Consider the following 24,068-nt stretch of genomic DNA (forward strand, 5'->3'; position numbering starts at 1 on the left):
ACTCTACGCCCACATACTTTCGCTTACCAATGCTCAAATAACGACCGCAACATGCCGCTTATGACAACAGTTTAAAATGCAATATACTAATAAACATCTTTAAAATATGAAAACAGCAACAGCTTATATAATTATTCGGTAAATATACCTATCCAAATAACTGGTACCCACAATTCATTCTCATCACAAAACTTATCCACGACCCTACAGTATTATTATGACATTGAGCAACTTAAGATAATGGCGTTGCCACTAGCATAATGCTGCTGATTTTAACCTATACATTAGCGACAGTGACAGGAATAATCACATAGTCAACAGTATGTATGATATAGGTAACGATTTTTAGCTATTCCTCTTGCAATATACCCTAATATATTATTTCAGAACATTTACACAACCCACTAAATAATTTGAAATAGTGATAACTGTATTATTATTTCAATAATAATGACACCGATAACGCTTTAAATCCGTTACACTAACAACAATGACATTAAAATCAACAGGATGTGATAATGCAAACAACGCTACCAGCGACAACAAGTGTATGGCAACAAAGAATCAAATCTTTAGGTCCAGGAATTATGATGGCAACCGCGGCCGTCGGCGGCTCTCACTTAGTTGCATCAACAAAGGCAGGCGCAACCTATGGCTGGCAACTAATTGGATTAATTTTACTAGTAAATTTATTCAAATATCCCTTTTTTCGTGCAGGAATACAATACACATTAGGGACCAATAAAAGCTTGATTCAAGGCTATAGCGAATTAGGTAAGGGTTATTTATGGCTTTATACTGGGCTCAATGTCATTTCTGGGATTGTGAATACCTCGGCACTGTTACTCTTTAGTGCCAGCCTACTCGGTTACTTTTTACCCTGGTCACTGCCGTTAACCACACTTGCAGCAATTGTGCTAGCGGTATGCCTCGCCATCTTACTTGCGGGTCATTTTAAAGCACTTGATAAGCTTTCTAAACTGATAATGGCCGTACTGGTTGTTGCGACCGTGGCAGCTGTGGTGATAGCGCTGAATCAAGGTGCGGTTGCTCCTGCTGATTATGTTAGCCCTTCTCCTTGGCAAGTATCAGCGATTGGCTTTATCGTAATAATGATGGGTTGGATGCCAGCACCGATTGAGATTTCAAGTATTACCTCGCTGTGGCTGAAGAACCAGCAAAAAGAACAACGGGTAACGCCAGATTCAGCATTATTTGATTTTAATATCGGCTATATAGGTACCGCATTACTTGCTGTTGCTTTTGTGATGCTCGGCGCACTGGTACTCCATGGTAATGGGGTTGAATTAAAAAATTCAGGTATTGGCTTTTCACATCAGTTGGTGAGCATGTATGCACAAACGATTGGTGAGTGGTCAGGTAACTTAATCGCACTAGTAGCCTTCTTTTGTATATTTGGCAGTACGATCACCGTCATTGATGGCTACTCGCGCGCATTAGCAGAGTCGCACTTGTTAATCACCAAGCAACCACTTGATCAACGTAAATATCACCAAGTGTGGATGGTTGCAATCAGTGCTTGTGCATTGGCTATCTTATTATTCTTTACGTCATCATTAATGGCTATGCTGAATTTTGCGATGGTGTTGGCATTTATGACGACCCCGATATTTGCATTGATTAACTATCGTTTAGTGACACAAGCAGAGCTACCAGAAGCGTTAAAACTCACCACTAGCATGAAAGTGCTTTCATGGGCGGGTTTGATTTATCTGTTCAGCTTCTTAGTGGTGTTTATTTGGTGGAAGTGGATAATGTAAAAAACTAACGAATGTTGGTAACCAAAGGCTCTATACCTATGATTGATATAATGTTTACATCAATCATAGGTAGTCATTATATAGAAGTAAAATAGTACTATTACATCTGGTTTAGTACCGTCACATCAATAGCGTACTTCCACACGTTTTCTTCATTATCACCCATTTCTATACTCGCCTTACCACCTTTCGGCTCTAACACGAAATCGGGAGTATTATAACTAAAGTCCCCTTCAGGAGATGTGCACTGCAGAGAACCGTTAAGAAGCAAACCATCAACGTGTTTGGTTAACTTACCTTTATATCGACAGTTTTGATTTTTAGAGCCAGCCCACAGACCTTCTGACAATTCAAACCGAGGAAACACCATGAGCTTTCCACCATCCTCAATCTTTACTTCAACAGCATACTTGGTACTAGCAAATACACTTCCACTCAATAATGTCAGCACCAATACCAACAAATACCTTCTCATAACGACTTACCCTTCTTATATTATTAACGCTGTATTATTTTCGATGCTACTCCGCTTACCGCGTTTTGCTAACGCGTAATAGAACAACGGAGTCAGAATTAAACCGAATACGGTCACACCTATCATACCAGAGAACACAGCAACGCCCATTGCCTGACGCATTTCTGAGCCTGCACCCGTTGACAACACCATAGGCACAACACCCATGATAAAAGCGAACGACGTCATCAAGATAGGCCGTAAACGTAACCTTGCAGATTCTAAAATTGCATCCATCGTATCCATACCCGAGTCCTGCTTTTCTTTGGCAAACTCAACAATCAAAATCGCATTTTTAGTGGCCAGTCCGACTAATACAATCAAGCCTATTTGAGTAAAGATGTTGTTATCACCGCCATACAGAAGTACCCCACTGATTGCAGATAATATCGTCATCGGGATAATCAAGATGATCGCCAATGGTAAACTCAAGCTTTCATATTGCGCTGCTAATACCAAGAATACTAACAAGATAATCAATGGGAACACGAACATGCCAGTATCACCTGCGATGATCTGCTGGTACGTAATTTCAGTCCACTCATAGCTCATACCAATCGGTAAGGTCTCATCGAGGATCTTTTCAATCGCCGCTTGCGCCTGACCACTGCTGAAACCCGATGCTGGTCCCCCATTAATTTCGGCGGTAGTATAACCGTTATAGCGCATCACACGATCGGGGCCTGATGACTGCGTAATGGTAATAAATGAACCCAATGGCACCATATCACCCTGTTGATTAGGTACTTTAAACTGACTCACTTGTTCCGGTGTTTGTCGGAAGGATTCATCGGCTTGCATCTTCACCTGGTAGGTTCGGCCAAACAAGTTAAAATCATTCACGTAACTCGAGCCCATATAGGTTTGCAAGGTTTGGAATACCTGGTCCAAAGATACCCCTTGTTGCTTGGCTTTAGTACGGTCAATATCTAAATCAAGTTGTGGTACATTGATTTGATAACTTGAAAATACCCCGGCCAGTTCGGGTGTTGCCCACGCTTTATATTGCACTGCTTGCGTTGCTTTATACAAGGCTTCATACCCTAAATTGGCTTTGTCCTGAATTTGTAATCGGAAACCGCCAATCGTCCCAAGCCCTTGTACTGGCGGTGGGGGGAAGATGGCAATAAAAGCATCTTCAATACCGGCAAATTTTGCGTTCAGTTGTTGGGCTATGGCATTCGCACTCAAATCAGCCGTTGTTCGATTTTCAAACTTATCCAAGGTAACAAAAACAATACCTGAGTTAGGGCTGTTAGTGAAACCGTTAATACTTAATCCAGGAAATGCCACCGAATGTAATACCCCTGGATGATCAAGGGCAATATCGGACATTCTACGGATCACCGCATCGGTACGATCTAACGATGCAGCGTCAGGTAATTGGGCAAAAGCCACCAAGTATTGCTTGTCTTGTCCTGGTACGTAACCAGTCGGTGTTTGCGAAAATTGCACACCCGTTAACGCCACTAAACCAAAATACAAGATACCGATAATACCGCCAAAACGAATGACTTTACGCACCAACCAGGTATAGCGTTCCGAGGCACGATTAAACAAACGGTTAAACGGGGTAAATAACCAACCACCTAATAGTTTGTCCATCACACGGGTTAATCTGTCTTTCGGCTCATCGCGGCCTTTTAACAATAACGCCGACAATGCTGGGCTTAATGTCAGTGAATTAATGGCCGAAATAAAGGTCGAGATAGTGATCGTTAACGCAAATTGCTTATAGAATTGCCCTGTTAAACCACTCATGAATGCAGTAGGAATAAATACCGCAGCGAGTACTAACGTCGTTGCCACAATCGGTCCGGTTACTTCTTTCATGGCTTTTTGCGTTGCCGCAACAGGGTCAAGACCCTCTTCAATATTACGTTCGACGTTTTCAACCACCACAATGGCGTCATCCACAACGATACCAATGGCTAACACCAACCCAAATAAGGATAAAGCGTTTAATGAAAAACCCATGATATACATGAATGCAAACGTACCGACTAACGACACAGGCACCGCAACTAATGGAATGATAGAAGCACGCCATGTTTGTAAAAACAACACGACCACTAACACCACAAGTAGTACCGCTTCAAACAAGGTTTTCACTACCGCTTCAATCGAACCACGTACAAATACCGTTGGGTCATAAACAATTGAATATTCTAGACCATCTGGGAAGTTCTGTGACAAACGAGCCATGGTAGCGCGTACATCATCCGATATCTGAATTGCATTAGAGCCAGATGCTTGGAACACCCCCATCGCAATTGCTTCTTTATTATCAAGTAATGAACGCAGTGCATACGTTTGCGCACCAAGCTCAACACGCGCGACATCTTTTAAGTGGATGATCTCGCCCTGCTCGCCAACACGAATAATAATGTCTTCAAATTCTTCTTGCGTCGATAAACGCCCTTTCACATTAATCAGTAACTGAAAATCTGCACCACTTGGCTGCGCACCTAAACTACCGGCTGCCGCTTGTTTATTCTGTTCACGTACCGCTTTTATAATATCTGCTGGTGCAAGTCCCAACGAAGCCACTTTATTGGGATCTAACCAAATACGTAAACTGTATTCGCTCGCTCCAAACAAGTTTACCGCGCCGACACCTTCGATACGCGCTAATTCATCTTTTACATTTAATGCTGCATAGTTAGATAAATACAACATGTCATAACGGTTATCAGGCGCAGTTAAATGCACCACCATGGTTAAATCCGGTGATGACTTTTCTGTGACAACCCCTAAACGCTGTACCTCTTCAGGTAATCGCGGTGCCGCACGGTCAACACGACTTTGAACCTGGCTTTGCGCCTTATCAACATCGGTGCCGATCTCAAACGTAACCGTTAATTTTAACAGACCATCCGAGGTGGCTTGTGAAGACATGTACAACATGTTTTCCACCCCGTTAATGGCTTGCTCTAAGGGTGACGCGACCGTTTCGGCAATCACTTTAGGATTCGCCCCCGGATAACTTGCCGATACAACCACGGTTGGTGGTACCACCTCGGGATATTCAGTGATCGGCATTAAACCAACGGATATCGCCCCCGAGATAAAAAACAGCAATGAGATCACCGCTGCAAAAATGGGTCTTTTAATGAAAAATTGAGAAAACATATTTATCTCGCTACTCGTGTTAATACTAATTCGCGCGCTTGCTCTAATACTGCTTGATCATGGCGTAATGCCGATAAACTATCGGGTGTGGCCATCTCAACCATATTCGGTTCGATTACCATATTTGGACGTACTTTTTGCAGTCCATTTACCACAATCTTGTCTTCAGCAGATAAACCTTGTGTCACGATCCGCAGGCCTTGCACTTTTTCACCCAGTGAAATACCACGGTATTGCAGTTTATTGTCAGCACCGACCACTAACACAAATTTGTTGTTTAAGTCAGTACCAATGGCTTTGTCGTCAATCAAAATACCACTGTAAGTTGCACTGCCTGCAATACGTAATCGAGTAAATAGTCCCGGTAACAAATCATTGTCTAGATTCGCAAAGCGTGCTCTGACTCGGATCGTACCCGTGTTACGGTTAACCGCATTATCAACAAAATCAATCACACCGGTATGAGTAAAATCGCTTTCATTCGCCAGCCCCATAAATACCGGGTTACCATCAGAACGTTGATCATTACGTTTATGCTGCGCCGTTAACTGCACATATTTAAGGTAAGTCTGTTCATCAACATCAAAATAGGCATACATATGCGCGGTTGATACAAGACTGGTTAACTGTGTTTTTCCCGCGGTCACATAGTTGCCCGTCGTCACACTGGCATAAGACACACGTCCCGAAATCGGCGCTTTAACATGGGTATAAGCAAGATCGAGTTCGGCACTCATTAGCGCGGCTTTAACCGAGGCGACTTCCGCCGTGGTTTGATGCATATTCGCTTGGCGAGTATCAATTAACTCTTCTGACACAGCGTTTTTCTTATATAATTTAAACGCGCGTTGATAATCATTCTTCGCCAACGTCTCTGCCACTGTCGCACTGCTTAATTTCGCTTTTAAGCGCTGTACTTCTGCCGCAAAAACACTAGGATCGATTTGAAATAAAATAGCGCCTTTTTTCACTAAGGCCCCTTCATCAAAATTCACTGAATTGATATAACCAGACACCCGAGGGATCAAGGTGACCTGTTCAGGTGCTTCTAAGCGGCCAGTAAATTCATCCCATTCCGTGACAGGCTCGTTTATCACCTTAGCAACACTCACTTTGGGTGCTGGTCGACTTTGGGATTGTGGCGATTGTTCACTACCACATGCGGTTAATACCAGCGCTGTTAAGCTAGTGATCATGAATGTGCGGAATATATTGCTTGTTCTCATGTGATGGTGTCCCTTCGTTACACTGTTTTGCAATCAGCAAATCAAGATAATTAGTGTCAGTCGATATCGCGCTTATTGCACTGCATTGGTCTATCGTTACATACCAATTGATATGAACTGTAACGTACCGACCGGTACAAATTATTATGTACCGATCGGTATGTTATATATTTTTCAAATAGAGTCAATAGTTTTCGTCTGTAAAGACACTGGACAGAAGACAACACTCTGTCTATCCTATGCGCATAAATAAAGGTAATAAAAGGTCTAAAAAATATGTCTAAAACAAGTTGCGTTGGTCGCCCTAAAGGCTTCGATGTTGATGACGTCTTAGAGAAGGCATTAGCGGTATTTTGGGCTAAAGGTTATGAAGGTGCGTCACTCAGTGATCTCACACAAGCAATGGGGATCAACAAGCCAAGCCTGTATTCAACATTTGGTAATAAAGAAGGATTGTTCCTTAAAGCAGTTGATTTATATGAACAAAGACCTTGTAGTTATTTCCGCCCCGCATTAGAAGAAGCGACGGCCAAAGCGGTTATTACAGCCATGCTCAATGGTGCGGCGCAAAGTTTAGCTGATCACACTAACCCACAAGGCTGCATGCTTATTCAAAGTGCGTTAACGGGGAGTGATGCCTGTAAATCAGTAAGACAAGCATTGATTGATCGCCGCCGGAATCATCAACACGAATTAAAAATACGCTTGGAAGTTGCCCAACAACAAGGGGATTTGACCACGGCGTACAGTGCAGAATCACTTGCTCAATACTTAGCAACAATTATTCAGGGTATGACGATTCAGGCAACGAACTGCATCAGTGCAGCAGAATTACAGAACATCGCCGATCTCGCCCTCAGTCACTTCCCCGGATTAGAGTAATTTTATTCGACGACAATAGCGACAATAATACTTAATCACGATTTCGTATCGCCAGATCAGCGATACGCCTCCCCTCCTAATGTCTTATTTCACTCATTCACTCTTTTTCTATACCCGCTTTACTTTTTGTTGCTCCTGCAACAAAAGGATGTATAATCAAACGTCCTATTTAGTTGTATGAGCAACAAAAGTGAAACATATCGTTTATAAATCTATTATCTATGCCGTTTTGGCGATTACCATTGGCTTTTCTGCATTTTTGGTCACCTCTGACAATGTTCTTCCTTTTACGACTCAAGCGAGTTTGCATAAAAATGTGGCCAATATTGCGCCTGAAGTAACAGGTGTAATCACTCAAGTCTATGTCGAGAACGGCCAACAGGTGCATACTGGCGAGCGTTTATTTTCTTTAGACAAAGCAGCGTATAAGCTAGCAGTGCGCCAAGCTGAAGCGGAACTACATTTGGCACAAGAAGCCAACTCGTCGAAGTTACAAACATTGACATCAGCAGTGCAAACCCTAAATCAGCGTCAAGCTGAATCTAACAATGCACATACCAAGTTACAACGTTATCAATCACTGTTTAATAAAGGCCTTATTACTCAGCAAGACGTTGAAGATGTACAACTCAGTTTTAATCTGTCTAAAAGTGCAGTGGCAATTGCAAAGGCAGAGATCCAACGTATTAAATCGACGCTTTCAGATCACAACGATACTGCAGAGATTGAGTTTGCCATAGCCAAACTCGATCAAGCCAAACTTGCGCTTGCTAATACTGACGTAAAAGCCAAAAGCCAAGGTACAGTAAGTAACCTGCAATTGCAGGTGGGTAGTTATGTGGCAAAGGGCTCGGTGGCGTTATTTTTAGTTAATGAGTCCAGTAGTTGGCTTGGCGCTGATTTTAATGAAAAAGGAATGAGCTTGCTGGGTACAGGTACTAAAGTCGCGGTCGTATTTGATGCTATCCCGGGGCAGGTATTTAATGGCACATTGTTAAACCAAGATAGCGCCATTTATGATGCCTCTAATTTAACAAATCAACTATCAACGGTGAAGAATGATAATCGTTGGATCCGCGAACAACAAAAAATACGTACTCGTATACAAGTTGAGGGAATTGATACCGCATTAATGTCAGGCGCAAAAGCCAGTGTTATCGTACAAAATAGTAATAGCCTGCTGTCCGCTATCGGTTACAGCTGGATCACCTTTGTTTCTTATTTTAGATATATTTATTAATGTCTCGGTCACTCAAGCCGAAAAGTAACCTGCAAGAGGCGCTGCGGATCACCTTCACAATTACCTTGTGTATGGTGTTGGGTAAAATACTTAACTTTAATACCCCAGTTTATCTGGCTTTATATCCAACCATGTTAATTACCAAAGGTAGAGACTTCTCTTGGCTGGCGATGTCACGGGCTCTCGCCCCCTCGCTTATATCTGCGGCACTGGCCGTCTTTGTCAGTGAGCTATTTTATGGTCATCCCTTTATCGTTTGGACGATCAGTTTACTCTTTTTCGATCAGCTACGACGTCGGGCTGATACACCGATTAAATTAGCTAAAATGATACTACCTTGTTTTCACTGGGTATTGATGGTGATATTTTCGCAAAGCGGTCATTTTGATATGCCAGGTATGCTCCGTGAATGCTTTGCCGCAATGGCGATTTCGGCTGCAGTGACAAAGTTGATGATTACTTTGTTTCCTGTATCTAAATTGGGTAAACTACCTCAGTTTAAACCCCAGCCAGTAACGTACGGCCACAGATTGGTCTCTTTAGCTTTAATCGGTTCTGGTTTAGCCTTGTTGCTGATTGTGGATATGTTACCCGCTACGTTTTGCATGGTACCTGTGATTGCAGCAGCGATTCAGTTTAATCGCGGCACGTTCATTGAGCTTGTAGAGCAGCGTTTTATCACTCAAATTGCAGGTTGTGCTATTGCTGGTATATTTATCTTTCTGATGGCTGGCCATCAAAGTACGCTCGGATTTTATGCATTATCACTTGGTAGCATTATCTTTATACTGACGAGCAGTATGCTATCAACAACCGGGTTTACCAGTGGTGTTCATGCCGATACGTTATTAGCGACGATACTGCCAATCCAACTTTATATGGGCAACAATAGCTTTGGTTTAGACAATACGTTTTTACGTGCGTGGCAACTCTTTATCACGTTGACTATCTTATTTATTGGTTATCGGTTAACCATTTCACGAGACAAACATGAGCAAGCAAATCACCCTAATCCCAGAATTAAATGAGAATGTAGCCTTTATGATGGGACTCGCTTATAAGCAGTTCCGCACAATTTCGAATCAAAAACTCACTACCGAATTTGATATAACACTAGAGATGTTAGGCGCATTACGGGTATTAGATTATCTGGGTAAAGTACCGCAACAAACCCTATCAACCGCACTGCACCGAGAACGTTCGGTAACCAAACGTTTAGTTGATAACTGCATTAAACGTGGGCTTATTGAAGTACACAAAAGTGATGAAAATAAAAAAGCCCGCTATCTCGCCCTTACTGCCGACGGCCTCACGACCAAAACAAATGCAGATATTATGCTGCATGCGTCAATTGCAGAATTCTACTCACCACTAAGCAGTAGTGAATGTGATCAGTTGCTGTCAATATGCAAAAAACTGGTACAAGAAGGTGTGTGTATTGAGTAACTCAATATTTACACTGATCTTATATGTATCAATACATTATACTGCTACTATTACGCTTTAATGATGACTTACATCACCGCCCTAAAGGACAGTATTTTTCGTCAAAGGAGATAAAATGAATACGTTTACGATTGACAATAAAACAATGCACTATATCGACAAGGGTCAAGGCCCTGTGCTTATTTTGGGTCACAGCTATTTGTGGGATAGTGAAATGTGGGCACCTCAGCTTGATGCATTAAGCCAACATTATCGCTGTATTGTTCCTGACCTATGGGCTCATGGTAAATCGGACTACGCGCCAGAAAAAACAATCCGCCTGCAAGATTACGCACGCGATGTACTGGCGTTGATGGATCACTTGGCTATTAATGATTTTTCGATTATCGGTCTGTCTATTGGCGGTATGTGGGGCGCTGAATTAACTATTATTGCGCCAGAACGTGTTAAATCATTAGTATTAATGGATAGCTTCGTAGGACTTGAGTCTGAAATTATGCGTACCAAATACTTAGGCATGCTTAGTGCAATTGATGACGCACAACAGGTTCCTGCACCATTGCTGGATATCATTACGCCAATGTTCTTTGCGCAAAATGCAGCAGAAGTAAACCCAGAGTTAGTCGCAAGGTTACGTAACTACCTTGTTAGCTTGGAAGGTGAACGCACTAAACAAATCACCAAAATGGGTCGCATGTTTATTACACGCCGTGATGCATTTGAAGATATCGAAAAATTCGCGTTACCAACATTGATTATTGTCGGTGAACAAGATGTTGCTCGCCCGCCATTAGAGTCGCACCTAATGCAAGATGCGATCTCGGATAGTGAACTGCTTGTGGTTAAAGATGCTGGACATATTTCGAACCTTGAACAACCAGCTGTCATTACAGCAAAATTGTTAAGCTTTATGGAAAGCGTACACGCCGCATAATTTGAACCGAACGGTGATAATGAAGAAACAAGCACATGGATAATGTGCTTGTCATAGCTAATATCCTAAGGCCCCAAATCTCCCTATTAAATTAATTAATAGCCAATGCGGCTACGACCACAAACGGCAACAATCTCGTTGTCAATCATCACCTCGGCACTACCATCCGCAGAATATTTAACGTTAAACCGCGCCGAAAGATCCTTTAACTTAGCGGCATCTAAACATTGCAGCTCCGTTTTTATTGCATTCAATAAATTTTCCATTTCATATGTCCTATTTGAGTTTATACTGGTATTAATTGTGTTTTTAGAATGTTAACAGTCAATTCTTGACGGTAATTTTGATGTCTTGCTTTTACTGATATCACCGCGCCAATAACCTTGATGAGTCCCACAACTAAAAACGTATGCAAAGTCTGCCCGATTCCACGTAAGTGCGATGAAAGTCATTTTTTTATTTCACTTATTTCATAAATTGGAATGGGGTGTCGAGCGATAAAAAAAGTGAAGCGGCTATCATCACCCATAATATAATTACCACTTGGTTTCGATAATTTATCAACACAGCCCAAATTGGATAACGGTCTTACTTTGCAATTATCATCATCATCACGCTCTAAGATTAGAACAGGAAAGATAGTATCAGGGAATCTAGTCAGGCTTACTCCACCAACTTTGTTTCTACATTTCGGATCGAGCAATAGAAATTTATCTTCAACTTCCGACAAAATATTGCAGTCATTATTTTTTGTCGTACGTAACACTGACACTATCAATGCTTTGTATGATTTAATTAATTCAACGTCCATGTATCACACCCTACTTATTTATTCGCTGAAGATTCAATAAACAATTCTTGAGCGTAATTGCCAGTGCTAATAGAACACAGCTTTGCATAACCATAATAGTCGCCAACACTACAGCTTTTATAGTCGTAACCATATAATTCCATGTTAAATATATCCTTCCATTAATCTATCTACTAAATAAAAGCCTCAGGTTAAATCTATATCAGAGGTTCTTATCAGTCTTCTATGTTTTCACAACTAAACGACTTTCCATTACATGAAAGCATATTGATTCAGTATGCTTTTGAAGTCATAAAATACAGCCGCAACTATATTAATCATTTTTTACATTAACAAAATGGCATATTAAAAGATTGTTAACCAAGATCGTTAGGTGTATAGTAAAAGTCTGAAATAACCCATAAAGTACATGCACTTAGATACAGCCAAGATGGTTAATCCCATTAACAGAAGTTGAAAATTTAAAATGAATTTAGTTAACAAAAAAGCTCTACTGTTACATTACTTCCGAAATATGTATCGACTTGCAGTATTATTTTTACTGGGACTATCGCTGCCCTGCTCTGCCCTAACAAGAGAATCAACAGAAAGTTTTACCGTTGGTATAATTCTAGGTCAAAAAAACAATCTAACTAGCACATCAAATAATGAAAAAATGTGTATTCTAAAATATGTCACTGACAATTACAGTCAAATGGGTAAGAAGGTAAACTTTATATTTGTAGAAAATTTTCGAACTGTGGTCGGGACTGCTAAGGCCGCTTTATCACTGATAGAATCAAATGTTGATTTAGTTTTAATTCCACTTATTTCACGTGAGGCAATGATTGCGAGTAGAATATTTACGGAAGCTAAAATTCCTTTTGTTACTACCGCAACCTCTGTATCAATCATTGCGAAGAACAGCTATGGTCTATCTACAATGCCTTCAAATCAGTATCAAGCCAATCTACTTGCCGATTTGTATCAAAAGGAATATCCCGATAGTAAGATCCACGTGGTTACCAACAGCTCAAACAAATCCTCGAAATCAATTTCGAAGATTTTTAGCGCGAGGATACTTACCGACAACCCAAATGCAGAGATTATTCAACACTCCTTTACTCGCCAAAATATCAAAGGAATAGCTTCACAGATTGAAGATGGTGAGGTTGTTTCCGCTTTCCTATATAATCCAGATATTGCTATTTTATATACAGCCCTTACCCAAAGAGATAAAAAAATTCACATATTGGGTCCAGACTCAATTGGTGCTAGAAAAGAGTTTTTTAGCATTATCGGAACGACTTCAGATAAAGTCACACTTCAATACTTAAAAAATTGGGATCACAAAGTAAAAGGACCAAACAAGAAAAGATTTATCCCTATAGTTAAAACTTACTGCGGTGAAAAACAAAGCTCATTTCTTAGTGCGTATTCATTTGATTTAATAAATTTTGTTTTGTCTGAGATGGATAACCTAAAGAAAGCAGATAGCCCTATGTCCATAATAAAAATTCTTAAAAACAGTGATTATGTAACCGTTATGGATGGACAAAAATTTAATTTTGATAAGAACGGATATAATAAAAAAAATATGTACATTTATCATATTAAGGATAGTCAGGCTAAATTAGATGATTCGTTAAAATGATTAAAATCACATATAAAAAAAATATTCTTTTTGTTTCCCTCTTAATTTTTTGTTCGAATTTAATTTTATATTCGTTAAATAACAAAGCTGGAGAGCAAGAAGTAAGCCAACGTGTTTTTTTGGGAACAATGAAGTCTTGGGTTAGATCTGAAGCATTTCTGGATGGAGTATATACATTCAACATTGAAAGTATAACAACAAATATCAAGAGATTAATTGAATTTAATGATGAAAATAATTCGATGTCAGCAATATGCATAGCTATCAATTTAAAAAGCTTTTCAAACGAGGACGCAGTATCTCATACCTATTGCTCTAAAGGATATACATTGTATTTATTAACAACTAAACACCGAGGGTCTATAACTTCAGAAAAAGAAAACTTGACAATCGGCATGCTCAACCTAGGGAGCGCGAGTTGGTATATAGCTGAATCTGATAATATACCATTTTACTCGCGTTCAGAGTTATATTGGTATTATGTGTTTATAATTACCTTTATTGAAACGCTTTTATTTTTTGTTATAATGAAAAACAAACACCAAGATAGTACTAACTCAAAAACTGAGATAGCTGAAAGTCAAGAAAGCGATATTTTAAAAAAACTTGAAGAAGAAGTCTGCTGTTATCAATTAAAAATGATCAACATTAACAAAATTGTTGAAAGAAATAAGCGTGTCTTCGCTATCAACAAAAATGTTTTGTATGCTTCATATGAGCACCCATACACCAATATATTATATACAAATGGTACATTTGAGCGTTTGAGGTGTACTCTTGCTGAACTAGAAAAATCTTTCCCATTAGATTTTATTCGTCTTAATCGGTCAACAATAGTTAATACTGAGATAATTAAAGACTATAGCACTTTGACAACAGATACTAAGACAGATAGATATTACCTTTCTTTAAACTTAAAAAATAACAATTCTTTACTCGAAATAGGGAAAAAATTTGAACAATCTCTATTAGAAAGACTTTACTCTGGAAAATAATAAATCATGAAAAATGTCTTAATTACATGTGCAACCAGTAATATGGGTTCAGAAGTTTCTAAAGCAATAAGTCCAAAAACCAATTTATTCATAACCGGTCGTGATGAAAAAAAATTATCGGAACTACACAAATCCTTGGTCGTAAATAGACAAGGCTGTGTTACATCTGCAAAGCTAGACTTTTTCAGTTCTGATTCGATAGACAAATGTGCTGAACTTGCAACAAGCGGAGATGGTTTTGATGGTGTCGTCTTTATAATTCCACGAATTCCAGCATCTTCTGAGGTATTTCCTGATGATGAAGTCTGGCGGGAGTTATATGAAAAATACTTTATTTTACCGTTAAGATTAATAAGAAAATTAGTCGAAAAATCGGCTATAAACTCAGGTTGTAAAATCGTATTTATTTCCGGTCTTAGCTCCAAAACAGCACTTACAAATTACTCACTCAATAATTGCCTAAGAAGTGCTTGGCTGGGACAAGCGAAAACGATGGCACTTTCGTTAGCCTCTAACAGAATATCTGTAAATACTATTTCATTGGGGGGTGTAATGACTGAAAGTTACACAAATAAAATGCATGCAAAGGCAAAAGCCAATAATCTCAGTTTTGAAAAATTGATGGAAGACGAAGTATCGAATATTCCGCTACAAAAGTATGCATCTGTTGACGATGTGACTAGCGCAATCCTAGCTTTGATGGGTCCCTTATCTAATCACATGACTGGTCAGAATATACTATTGGATGGCGGTTTCAATAGGTCTTACTAACCCCACTCGACGTTGTTGATCAAATAAGCTAATCTCAAACCAATTTTCAGCTCACGCTCTATATAAGCTATAGAGCGTAAAATCATTCACATATTAAGGCTTAAGAATTCCTGCCAATGCTTTACCGACTTTTTCATTTTTAATGTTCATATGCCCAGATGAAAATTCAGTTACATTTAAATTCACGACTTGCTCCATATTACTGTTTTCTATTTCAGTTAGCCCTGCAGGCTTATTATCAAGTATCGTCCCTGCACCGTATGCACTCTTTAATACATCATCATTATCGCTGTAGCAATTGATCAGACGCAGATCCGGGTGTTTTTCTAAGATAGGTGTCCATTGCTCTGCTTCAGCAGACACAGCCCCCGCCAAAAGATAGCAAGCGGTGACTTTATTTGCATCAAGGTTATTCAATGCCTGACAAGCAACGACCGCACCTAATGAATAACCCATTAAGATTGCACCCTGTAATTGCTCGTCATCTTGTATTGCTTTCGCTAAATCATGCCCTGCATGCAATGTTTCGTTAAACGATTTTTTCCAGTGTCCGACGAATTTATCCGTGACAATCTCACCAACCAGAGCTGCAAAATCGACAGGATTCATATCTCTTGCCAGCCTTGCAGCCGCCAACCATTTATCTGCATCTGTATCTTTCACATCACCAGTCATTTTACTGTCATCACGCGCGATGTCGGTAAAATTACCCGCATTCCAGCGCACATGAATGATTTTGCTTTTAGGATACAGTTCATCAACAACACTTAGCCAGTCTGAAATGTCTCTCCCCTCTTTCGAGAGGTAACCATTAATAACAAGAATACAAGGGGACTCGCCTTCTCGCACTGTTGCTAATGTTATTGAAGATGACTCTCTGACCATAAACTCGTCATGACTATGTGAAGGTAAGAGTCCTTTTATCTGATCCAGAACTTGGTTTACTAATACGTCATTTGGTTCGATGTCTTTCGCTATATTAAGTTTGCTTTCAAATAAACTTTTCACTAAAAAATATCCTAATAAGAATCTTACACGCATTAATGAATGGTTAAACTAATCGATTTGTCTGCATGTACTACGACAATATCCATATCAGCCGCTAAATTAACAATATTATGGCGTAATTTAAATCTTTATTAGCATATCTTCGATGTATGCGGCATTCCTGATTTCAACAAAACGACCTAAAGCGCTATGCTTAAAGCAACAGCTCGCTACTGCACCAAGATCCCTCAATGTCAGCATTGCCCGCTTAAAGAGTGTTGCCACAAAAAAATTGAATGACGCTGAATACAGACATAATACTTGGGGGTGAGTCAGGTATTTAACTTATTCATTGTATGTTCAACCTAAAGATTAATATTACCCGACATCCACATCATCTAATATATTTATAATACTGGCTTCAATTGTTCGTATTGCTTTTGATGGTTTTCTAACACGAAGCTCACTTAGAATGGACTTCAACCCTTCATAATTATCACCGACTTCAAACGCTTTCATTTTTTTCATCAGTTCACCTGCTGAAAGTAGTAAAAACTCCCTATCTTCTGTACATGTGGCAACAGAACTTTCATTCTTTGAGGATTCTAGGAACTTATTTATTTCATCAATTTTATTAATATAGACAAACTCACGACTGTTACTTAAAAATGCGGCTACTTTTTTCAAATTGATGATGTCATTTTTAACCATGGATATGCTAATAAGACTGCAAAGATCATCATTATTTAGCTTACTCAATATCTTTAATGGATTATTAAACGTTTCGCCTGCAGTTTTTACAGTCATCACTGATAACAAATCCGATATAGAGTTAAATAGTAAGCTACCAGCTATAACAGGTTTATTTTGTTCCAATAACTCATCAATTACTTTTACTATTAGCTTAGGGTCATAATCACGTGTTTTGAATTTATTTTTAGTTTTTATTTCTACCGTAGGTTTAACCTGTACATCTACCTTGATGTTATATTTTTTAGCTAATCCGATTGCTTCAGCATGCCCCATGTTGGCCGATTGAATTAAGTAATCTTGCCCTTTTTTCGCAGTCATCGGCTTAGATAAGTACTTTTTAGCTAATTCGAATTTAGCATCTTTGTTACCTTCATTAGCTAAAGTAAGGAATTCACTTTCATAATCTATTTTTTGACCTAGTGATTTCAACATTAATATCTTATTCACTTGGCGTTTAGAACTTAAGTCTTCTTTAGTCGCATTTTGATACTTCTCTGTTTTGAACTCGCGATTCCAAAAAGCATCATGCCAAATTTCAAGTTGCTCTTTCCTTTGGAGTAAGAGTGAATTAGATGGCGTAGCTAAAGGTACCGTCATACCATGAGAGTAACGACCTATAACCCTTGATAATCCAGACAAATATTCAATACCATCATTTGGTATTATATTAAACTCTTTACGTAGTAATCTCTCACAGAAGTATTGCCACAATACAGTGTGATCATGATATCCATCTTGAACCATATTTCTAATATCAGAGATTGATAAGTCTTTATCAATCAATAAACGCTTAATATTCCGCTCACTTTTATCAAAGAAACGGACCTCACTTAATGCGCCTCTAAATATCTCAACAATAATTTGATTACTTAATTCGAAAATACAGACTTCGCTTTCATCATGAACTGCATCATTTAATACTTCATAATGTGTCGACGACGGTGTACTAAATTTTAATAAACTATCAGTACCATGAGATACAAAACATCTAACTTGAATGAAGCGCTCACTATAGTTAGACCAAAATTCAGACCTCCCCCTTAGCTGCTTAATTTCTTCATCTGTTATTTTTAATGATCTAGCATTAGCAGGTCGAGTAATTAACTCAATAAGGTCTTTAAATTTGTAAAACTCACTAAGCTTATAGAACTCTTTTAATTTAATTTTTGATTTATCATTTAGTTTGAAAAAATAACTCGGGTTACTATGTGGTAAGCAATGATCTCTAAACCACTTATTTAATGAATCACTTTTAAAAGTATGCAAACCACTTGATAGTATCTGCTCACAGACTTGAATCACTAATTCAGTAGAGGGTAATTCAACAATACACTCAAGTAACCATTCCTCATCAGCTACAGACATTTCAGAGTCCAAACTGCTAACTAATAAAGAAAATATCTGATTTATGTAACTCGTTGCATCAGGTAATCCAAGCCAATGAATGCACTGCTTAACAGTAAATCGAGAACTATATACGAAACCTGCGCATTGTTGATAATTACTACTGCGTAAAGCTTGGATCCAATCGACTTTTTGCTTATCTAAATCATTAAGGTAAGGCTTGGCAATATTTGCGGTATCAATTAACGGTAAAGGGAAACTATTGTCATTTAAATCTATGGCTAATGCGGATTTGAAAAAGGCAATCTGACTAACACTACTATTTTTAGATATCTCTTCCCAGATCAATAAGCATGCCCTAACTTCATCGTTTTTATCATTAAAACGCCAATCATCCGACGTTTTAAAAACATGTAACCACTCCATTATCGTTATTGCTTCAGCCGCTCCATTCTCTATAATCTTTAATATCTGCCCCAAAGAACGAGGAGGAAAAGAAGCGATAACACGCCCTTCTAAACAAGCATTAACAGCTGAATTTGAGCTATGTTCAACCCTTCTTAACTTTGTCTTTTTAGGTAGCTTTGGTAACGAGAATGAGATACCACTTCTATTCAACACTCGTGACCTCAGTACCTAATGACGTTAGGAATTGCTGGCCTTTAAATTGTAATCTAAATTTAACCTTTCGATCTTCAGCACTCACTTTATTAATATTTGCATCTAAAGGACCGCGACCCGAAATCAACACCTTATCAAAAAATGCCGGTTTATCTTGAAATCGCATTGAACGTATATACTCAGATACACTATTTGCACGTAATAAGCTCAGCTTCATATTATAATTAAAGCTCCCCTCTTTACTTGTATGGCCCTCAATAACAATACGAACGACTTCTTCTGATACTTCAACGGACTGAAAAATAACATCACCATACAGTGGCACAAATGAGTTTAAAAAGTCTTTACCAGATTGCTTAAGTTTATAATCATCATGACCGAACAAAACAGAATCTAGAATGGAAATATCCCCCGTTTCAGGATCCGCTTGAACATCGATACCAGCTGACGCTAAGCTATTATTAATTCCTTTAATAATGATTACGCGATTGTTTTGGCTTTTCTCATTAACATCAGAAATTTGCACTAACGCACTAATTAATAGCAATGCAAAAATCATTAACAATCCAGACATCAAGTCACCAATTGATAACCAGGCACCTGAATCGTCAACTTCGCTCGTTTTTCTTATTGGCATACCTCGATTCATGAAATCGTAGCTCCATTACGGTCTAATTCCCGCTCTTGGATTTTAGCTTCAATTAAGAAGTCAGCAGCTTGTACTAAACGGTTATGGATAGCACTTGCTGAACTATCAAAATCATTAAAGAAAGTTTCAAAACTACTATTTGCACGTTCAAAATAATTAGCCATCGCTTTTGGCATATCTTCAGTCACTTCTTTAAAAGCGATACTGGCTTGTGTGTACTCTTTTTTCAGATGACCAACTTGCTTACCAATTGTTGCAGCTGCATCTTGTAGCTCCGACATTTTCGCAGCTTCGTGTAAACCGACTGCTTTGGCCATTTTTTCGATGGTTTTAGCCGACTTCTGTAAGTTTTCATGCTGAGAGGTTAGGTTATCAAGTAAGTTATGACGGGTCTTATATTCACTCTCGAACGTATCTTTAAATTGATCAACAACACTCGATAGCTTATCAGCCTGTTTTCCAAGTGTTTGTTCAAGTGACGTATTTTGCTGTTCGAAAAACTCATTTAGATTTGTCTGATACTGCTTTCTGAATGCTTCAAGTTCAACCTGAACAGCATTCGACATGCTATGGATCTTACTGTCAATATCACCTAAGCCAGCAACTAAGTTCTCTCTTGCATCATCCATCAACTTACTAGCTGCATTACCTGCATCTGTTAGTACCGATGTTTGCTGAGAGAATGCTTCATTAGATTTAGTTAAAATTGTATTCATACGCGATTCGATATTATCAAACAACTTATGTTCCATTACCTGACGGTCATCTAATGCTTTTGTCAATGATGTTTCCATATCTTTAAATGCACCAGATGCATTTTTCGTACTCTCATCAAATGCTTGACGTTGTAATGCCATGCCTTCAACACTGTGGTCTAACGCATCTTTAACACCTGCAGTAATGTCAGTCATCGCACCTTGAGTATCTTGCTTAAAGGTATTTAGGATTGTAGTTAGTGACAATGCAAATTCTTGTAGTTTCTGCATTGTTTCTTTTTGGAAAACGTTAATCGTAGAGATAGATTCAGATAAGTTCACCAATACAGATTCAACATTCTTATTTAATTGGTCAGTTACTGTATTACTTGCAGACACTGCATCTGCCGTTTTTTTCAATTCAACAGTTACAGGAGCAATTAAATCATCACGCATTTTATTAATAAGTAGTTCAGCTAACTCTTGCTGGCTTTGCTCTTTAATATCTTTCAGCTGCTTAAGCTCATCTTTAATACTACTCAATACAGGGGTAACCTCTTCTGTCATTACCGTCTTAATTGATTGAGATACACTATTCGCTAACTTATCACCGTCTAACGATTCTGAAACTGCTGTAAATTGCTGAGCTAAATTATCAAAACCATCTTGTATATTATTATTACCTTCAGACATAGCGTCTGTCGCATCACCCAGTTTATCTACTATCGGTGAAAATTTAGCATCTAATGCGGAAGATATAGCCACCGAAATTTCTTTCCCTAACTTACTAGCTAAATCATCAGCATCTAAGCTATTACCTTCAGCGGTTGTCGATAGGTTTCTCAGATATGTAATAGGGCTAACTTCTAATACCACAGAAGACAATGTCAGTGAAAGTTCATCTTTCGCTCTCAGGATTCTACCCGCACTGATATTCAATAGAATCATAAATACCGCGGAACAAAACAAACCAGCTAATGAAGTATAAAAGGCGGTTTTCATACCATCTAGTAGTGATGCCGCTGAAACAAGTAATGATGCGGAGTCAAATGAGCTCGAATCAAACTGCGATAGACCGAACGTAATACCCAGAAAAGTACCAGTAATACCGATACTTGTAAGTAAGGCAGGAATAGACTTATATTTACCATCTACATAGTCAGGTATAAGGGATGCAACAGGCCCTTTTGCCAACACTCTATACCCTTCTTTTACAGGTGTGATCTTATCTTGGTCATGCTCACAGATAATGTTCTCAATTAACCAGTTCTTATCTGTAATTGATAAACCTCGGCTATCCAATGACTCACGTTCATTAAGCGTATTAATGAATTCTTTCAATGCTGCAAAGTCAGATGTGATTTTCGTTGTACTCTTTAATTCTTTAAGTAGGCAACTAAAAAATAAAATAATAACGACAGCGATGATAAAAAAGGTCACAGCGGATTCTATATTAAACATGTATATTCTCATTATTTTTAAGTAGGGCTTCAATTTCGAGTTCGTAAAATAGTTCTTTCGCGATTCTTTCAGGTAAATGCTCGGCGTCAGTTCGAGTTACACCATCAATAACGATCGACCTCTTAAGCCTTACGCTATAAAGAATTTCATCTGCGGTACTATTATCGGTATCAACCTTCAAATAACTCATTTCAGGATAATCACGTAACAAGCTCGCTTGCCAGGATGATTTTTGATCGCGTAATGCTTTAGTTATTGCATTACTGCTGCCAAATTCCTCTCGAGATAACTTCCACGCATGATTTATCGTAATGATACGATTGAGTACTTCATCTACGTTCATTTATTACGCCCTAAGTAATGCACTAAGCTGCGAATATCATCCAAACCTTCTTGAGATGAGCGAATATCCCAACCACATTCAGTGGCCTGGAATTTATCTTCTTCAGCAATAACAAAACCAATGTTTGCCTTTGGCCAAGCGATCTCGAGCTCTGCAACAGGAATCCCCTCGTTAACAAGCATATAACCGACTTCAGGTAAGGGACCATGGTTCTGCTTACAGGCATATAAAAATCCATGCATGGCAGGGTCTGCTAGTTGGAAGATATCGTCCCAAGAAACAGCATTATCTTTATTTTGCTCATGACGTAAACGGGTAATTAGTTTTCGGTCACCATGGCTAACATTCATATGCCCATGTTTCGCTTGTTTACTATGACAATCAATACAGAGGGCCTTTAAATTCGTTAATCGGTTCTCTGACTTAACGCCGTTAATATGGTGGGTATGAAGCAGGTGTTTGTGATTTCTTAAATGTACATCACACGATTCACAGTTATACTCTTTCGAGTATTTATACTTAGCTGAAACCGTTGTCCAGTCATCCGTATAAGCATTATCACGCTCTCCTGATTTGGTAGTCGGCATATGTGGGAAGTAAGAACTATACGTTGAAAAAAATGATTCCATAGAAAACTCACTGAAAACCTTATTTTTTTCAGTAAAGTTGGTGTAATTTCGATAGTTCAATTTTGTAAGGCAATTTTTGCAAACGCTTAACTTGGCAAGCCCTTCAACTGAAGCTGAATTATGATAGTTATAGCCAGAGACTTTAAATTCACCCGTTATATTATTTGTTACGACATAACGATCGTAACGTCCTTGGCGGCGCATCCCTTGTAACGTACTACAGTCCGAAATATGATACTTATTACCACTTGAACTACCGCTAATAACACCACCGACACCGGCACCATGATCTTCGATATACACTAATACCTGACGCCCTTTATAACTCAATAAACCTGAGCTAATAATGACATCTTTAAGTTCAACAGAGATACCCAGCTCTAATCCAACATCAATAGGGTCTATACCTGTGAGCTCTAGGTCTAATTTAAAATCAGTCCTTTTACTCGCACCCATCGTCTTAACGGCATTTTCTAACCCACTAAAATTTACAGATAGTTTCATGATTAACTACCTAAAATCTTGCGAATTTGAGTTTCAGCATTGCTGATAACACGGAAGCTTACACGTTGAGATTTCTGGCTATTTTCAGTACCATCCTTATTCAGGATAAGCTTTGAAGATGAAAAGCCTACTGCAGCAATATAGCGCCTCATCCAATCACGATAAGGTAAGGTTGAATCTATGGAGTTACTATAAGCTAGCACTGCTCTTGTTCGTCCTTGTGACAATTTCATATTGTTAAAATACGCTTCATTCTCGCTTGAATCATGATTCCAACGGCTTGATGTATGTCCTTCAATACGCACTTCATCAATATTATCTTTAAACTTATCCAGCGTCGCTAAATAACGTGGTAAGAAATCATTCAAAATAGTCTTAAACGCGGGCTTAATATCGCTTCGACCTAAAGAAAATAACACTTCTGGTGAATTGAAGTTAAAGCTAAGTGTATTCTGGTCAATTTCAGCCCCCCATTCATCCATATCTGCTTTAAACTCATCAAGTAGCGCATTGTATATCGCTTGTTGATTTTCCTGATAAGTCACCGCAACTTCTTTAATTTTATCACGTTCGATCATGGCATCACGCATCAGTGAAATAGAGATGAACATGAATACCATCATTAATCCGGCCATTAAATCAGATACAGATATCCAATGGTCCTCATCATGAACTACAGATTTCGAACGTTTTCCAAAAACCTTACTCATAGGCATA

Annotated in this window: 21 protein-coding genes; 9 read left to right on the top strand and 12 right to left on the bottom strand. The window is 38.8% G+C overall.

The window, feature by feature from the left end:
* The first annotated feature begins 518 nt into the window (after window positions 1-518).
* On the top strand, window positions 519-1,781 hold the full coding sequence (locus HWV01_RS14395) for an NRAMP family divalent metal transporter (protein WP_211672199.1): 1,263 nt from the start codon (window positions 519-521) through the stop codon (window positions 1,779-1,781).
* A 100-nt stretch (window positions 1,782-1,881) separates the two neighbouring features.
* Here the strand turns inward: HWV01_RS14395 and HWV01_RS14400 are convergent, their stop codons facing one another.
* From HWV01_RS14400 to HWV01_RS14410, 3 genes are read right to left on the bottom strand one after another with little or no spacing between them, the layout of a single operon-like run.
* Window positions 1,882-2,256 carry a hypothetical protein gene (locus HWV01_RS14400; protein ID WP_211672200.1) on the bottom strand — a complete coding sequence of 125 codons (375 nt, stop codon included), beginning with the start codon at window positions 2,254-2,256 and terminating at the stop codon, window positions 1,882-1,884.
* A 15-nt stretch (window positions 2,257-2,271) separates the two neighbouring features.
* Window positions 2,272-5,427 carry an efflux RND transporter permease subunit gene (locus HWV01_RS14405; RefSeq protein WP_211672201.1) on the bottom strand — a complete coding sequence of 1,052 codons (3,156 nt, stop codon included), beginning with the start codon at window positions 5,425-5,427 and terminating at the stop codon, window positions 2,272-2,274.
* A 2-nt stretch (window positions 5,428-5,429) separates the two neighbouring features.
* Window positions 5,430-6,653 carry an efflux RND transporter periplasmic adaptor subunit gene (locus HWV01_RS14410; protein WP_211672202.1) on the bottom strand — a complete coding sequence of 408 codons (1,224 nt, stop codon included), beginning with the start codon at window positions 6,651-6,653 and terminating at the stop codon, window positions 5,430-5,432.
* A 276-nt stretch (window positions 6,654-6,929) separates the two neighbouring features.
* Between HWV01_RS14410 and HWV01_RS14415 the strand changes: the two genes are divergently transcribed.
* From HWV01_RS14415 to HWV01_RS14435, 5 genes are all read left to right on the top strand, one after another.
* Window positions 6,930-7,535 carry a TetR/AcrR family transcriptional regulator gene (locus HWV01_RS14415; RefSeq protein WP_211672203.1) on the top strand — a complete coding sequence of 202 codons (606 nt, stop codon included), beginning with the start codon at window positions 6,930-6,932 and terminating at the stop codon, window positions 7,533-7,535.
* A gap of 190 nt (window positions 7,536-7,725) precedes the next feature.
* On the top strand, window positions 7,726-8,775 hold the full coding sequence (locus tag HWV01_RS14420) for an HlyD family secretion protein (RefSeq protein ID WP_211672204.1): 1,050 nt from the start codon (window positions 7,726-7,728) through the stop codon (window positions 8,773-8,775).
* The gene (locus HWV01_RS14425; protein ID WP_211672205.1) at window positions 8,775-9,803 is read left to right on the top strand and encodes a DUF2955 domain-containing protein; all 1,029 of its coding nucleotides are present in this window, start codon (window positions 8,775-8,777) and stop codon (window positions 9,801-9,803) included. The genes HWV01_RS14420 and HWV01_RS14425 overlap by 1 nt, the downstream gene beginning before the upstream one ends.
* Complete coding sequence (locus tag HWV01_RS14430; RefSeq protein ID WP_211672206.1) at window positions 9,766-10,221, top strand: MarR family winged helix-turn-helix transcriptional regulator; 456 nt, start codon at window positions 9,766-9,768, stop codon at window positions 10,219-10,221. The genes HWV01_RS14425 and HWV01_RS14430 overlap by 38 nt, the downstream gene beginning before the upstream one ends.
* Window positions 10,222-10,336: 115 nt before the next feature.
* Entirely contained in the window at window positions 10,337-11,155 is an 819-nt protein-coding gene (locus tag HWV01_RS14435) for an alpha/beta fold hydrolase (RefSeq protein WP_211672207.1), read from the top strand.
* A 95-nt stretch (window positions 11,156-11,250) separates the two neighbouring features.
* Here the strand turns inward: HWV01_RS14435 and HWV01_RS14440 are convergent, their stop codons facing one another.
* Window positions 11,251-11,421 (bottom strand): hypothetical protein, encoded by a 171-nt coding sequence (locus HWV01_RS14440; protein WP_211672208.1) that lies wholly within the window; start codon window positions 11,419-11,421, stop codon window positions 11,251-11,253.
* 182 nt (window positions 11,422-11,603) lie between these two features.
* The gene (locus HWV01_RS14445) at window positions 11,604-11,966 is read right to left on the bottom strand and encodes a hypothetical protein (protein ID WP_211672209.1); all 363 of its coding nucleotides are present in this window, start codon (window positions 11,964-11,966) and stop codon (window positions 11,604-11,606) included.
* Window positions 11,967-12,432: 466 nt separating this feature from the next.
* On the opposite strand from HWV01_RS14445, the gene HWV01_RS14450 reads away from it, so the two are divergent.
* The 3 genes from HWV01_RS14450 to HWV01_RS14460 are packed head-to-tail and all read left to right on the top strand — an operon-like array spanning window position 12,433 to window position 15,365.
* Window positions 12,433-13,599 carry an ABC transporter substrate-binding protein gene (locus HWV01_RS14450; RefSeq protein WP_211672210.1) on the top strand — a complete coding sequence of 389 codons (1,167 nt, stop codon included), beginning with the start codon at window positions 12,433-12,435 and terminating at the stop codon, window positions 13,597-13,599.
* Complete coding sequence (locus HWV01_RS14455; protein WP_211672211.1) at window positions 13,596-14,594, top strand: LytTR family DNA-binding domain-containing protein; 999 nt, start codon at window positions 13,596-13,598, stop codon at window positions 14,592-14,594. The genes HWV01_RS14450 and HWV01_RS14455 overlap by 4 nt, the downstream gene beginning before the upstream one ends.
* Window positions 14,595-14,600: 6 nt before the next feature.
* On the top strand, window positions 14,601-15,365 hold the full coding sequence (locus HWV01_RS14460) for an SDR family oxidoreductase (protein ID WP_211672212.1): 765 nt from the start codon (window positions 14,601-14,603) through the stop codon (window positions 15,363-15,365).
* A 93-nt stretch (window positions 15,366-15,458) separates the two neighbouring features.
* Here the strand turns inward: HWV01_RS14460 and HWV01_RS14465 are convergent, their stop codons facing one another.
* The 7 genes from HWV01_RS14465 to HWV01_RS14495 all read right to left on the bottom strand — a co-directional run bounded on the left by HWV01_RS14465 (window position 15,459) and on the right by HWV01_RS14495 (window position 24,067).
* On the bottom strand, window positions 15,459-16,373 hold the full coding sequence (locus HWV01_RS14465; protein WP_211672213.1) for a DUF726 domain-containing protein: 915 nt from the start codon (window positions 16,371-16,373) through the stop codon (window positions 15,459-15,461).
* Between the two features lie 357 nt (window positions 16,374-16,730).
* Window positions 16,731-19,070 carry an EH signature domain-containing protein gene (locus HWV01_RS14470; RefSeq protein WP_211672214.1) on the bottom strand — a complete coding sequence of 780 codons (2,340 nt, stop codon included), beginning with the start codon at window positions 19,068-19,070 and terminating at the stop codon, window positions 16,731-16,733.
* On the bottom strand, window positions 19,060-19,719 hold the full coding sequence (locus tag HWV01_RS14475; RefSeq protein WP_211672215.1) for an OmpA family protein: 660 nt from the start codon (window positions 19,717-19,719) through the stop codon (window positions 19,060-19,062). The genes HWV01_RS14470 and HWV01_RS14475 overlap by 11 nt, the downstream gene beginning before the upstream one ends.
* The gene (locus tag HWV01_RS14480) at window positions 19,716-21,875 is read right to left on the bottom strand and encodes a hypothetical protein (protein ID WP_211672216.1); all 2,160 of its coding nucleotides are present in this window, start codon (window positions 21,873-21,875) and stop codon (window positions 19,716-19,718) included. The genes HWV01_RS14475 and HWV01_RS14480 overlap by 4 nt, the downstream gene beginning before the upstream one ends.
* Window positions 21,868-22,218 (bottom strand): hypothetical protein, encoded by a 351-nt coding sequence (locus HWV01_RS14485; protein WP_211672217.1) that lies wholly within the window; start codon window positions 22,216-22,218, stop codon window positions 21,868-21,870. Before HWV01_RS14485 ends, HWV01_RS14480 begins: the two co-directional genes overlap by 8 nt.
* Window positions 22,215-23,351 (bottom strand): HNH endonuclease, encoded by a 1,137-nt coding sequence (locus tag HWV01_RS14490; RefSeq protein ID WP_211672218.1) that lies wholly within the window; start codon window positions 23,349-23,351, stop codon window positions 22,215-22,217. Before HWV01_RS14490 ends, HWV01_RS14485 begins: the two co-directional genes overlap by 4 nt.
* A 2-nt stretch (window positions 23,352-23,353) precedes the next feature.
* Window positions 23,354-24,067 carry an OmpA family protein gene (locus HWV01_RS14495; RefSeq protein WP_249185328.1) on the bottom strand — a complete coding sequence of 238 codons (714 nt, stop codon included), beginning with the start codon at window positions 24,065-24,067 and terminating at the stop codon, window positions 23,354-23,356.
* Window position 24,068 lies beyond the last annotated feature (1 nt).

It is taken from the genome of Moritella sp. 5, from assembly GCF_018219455.1.
Lineage (GTDB): Bacteria > Pseudomonadota > Gammaproteobacteria > Enterobacterales > Moritellaceae > Moritella.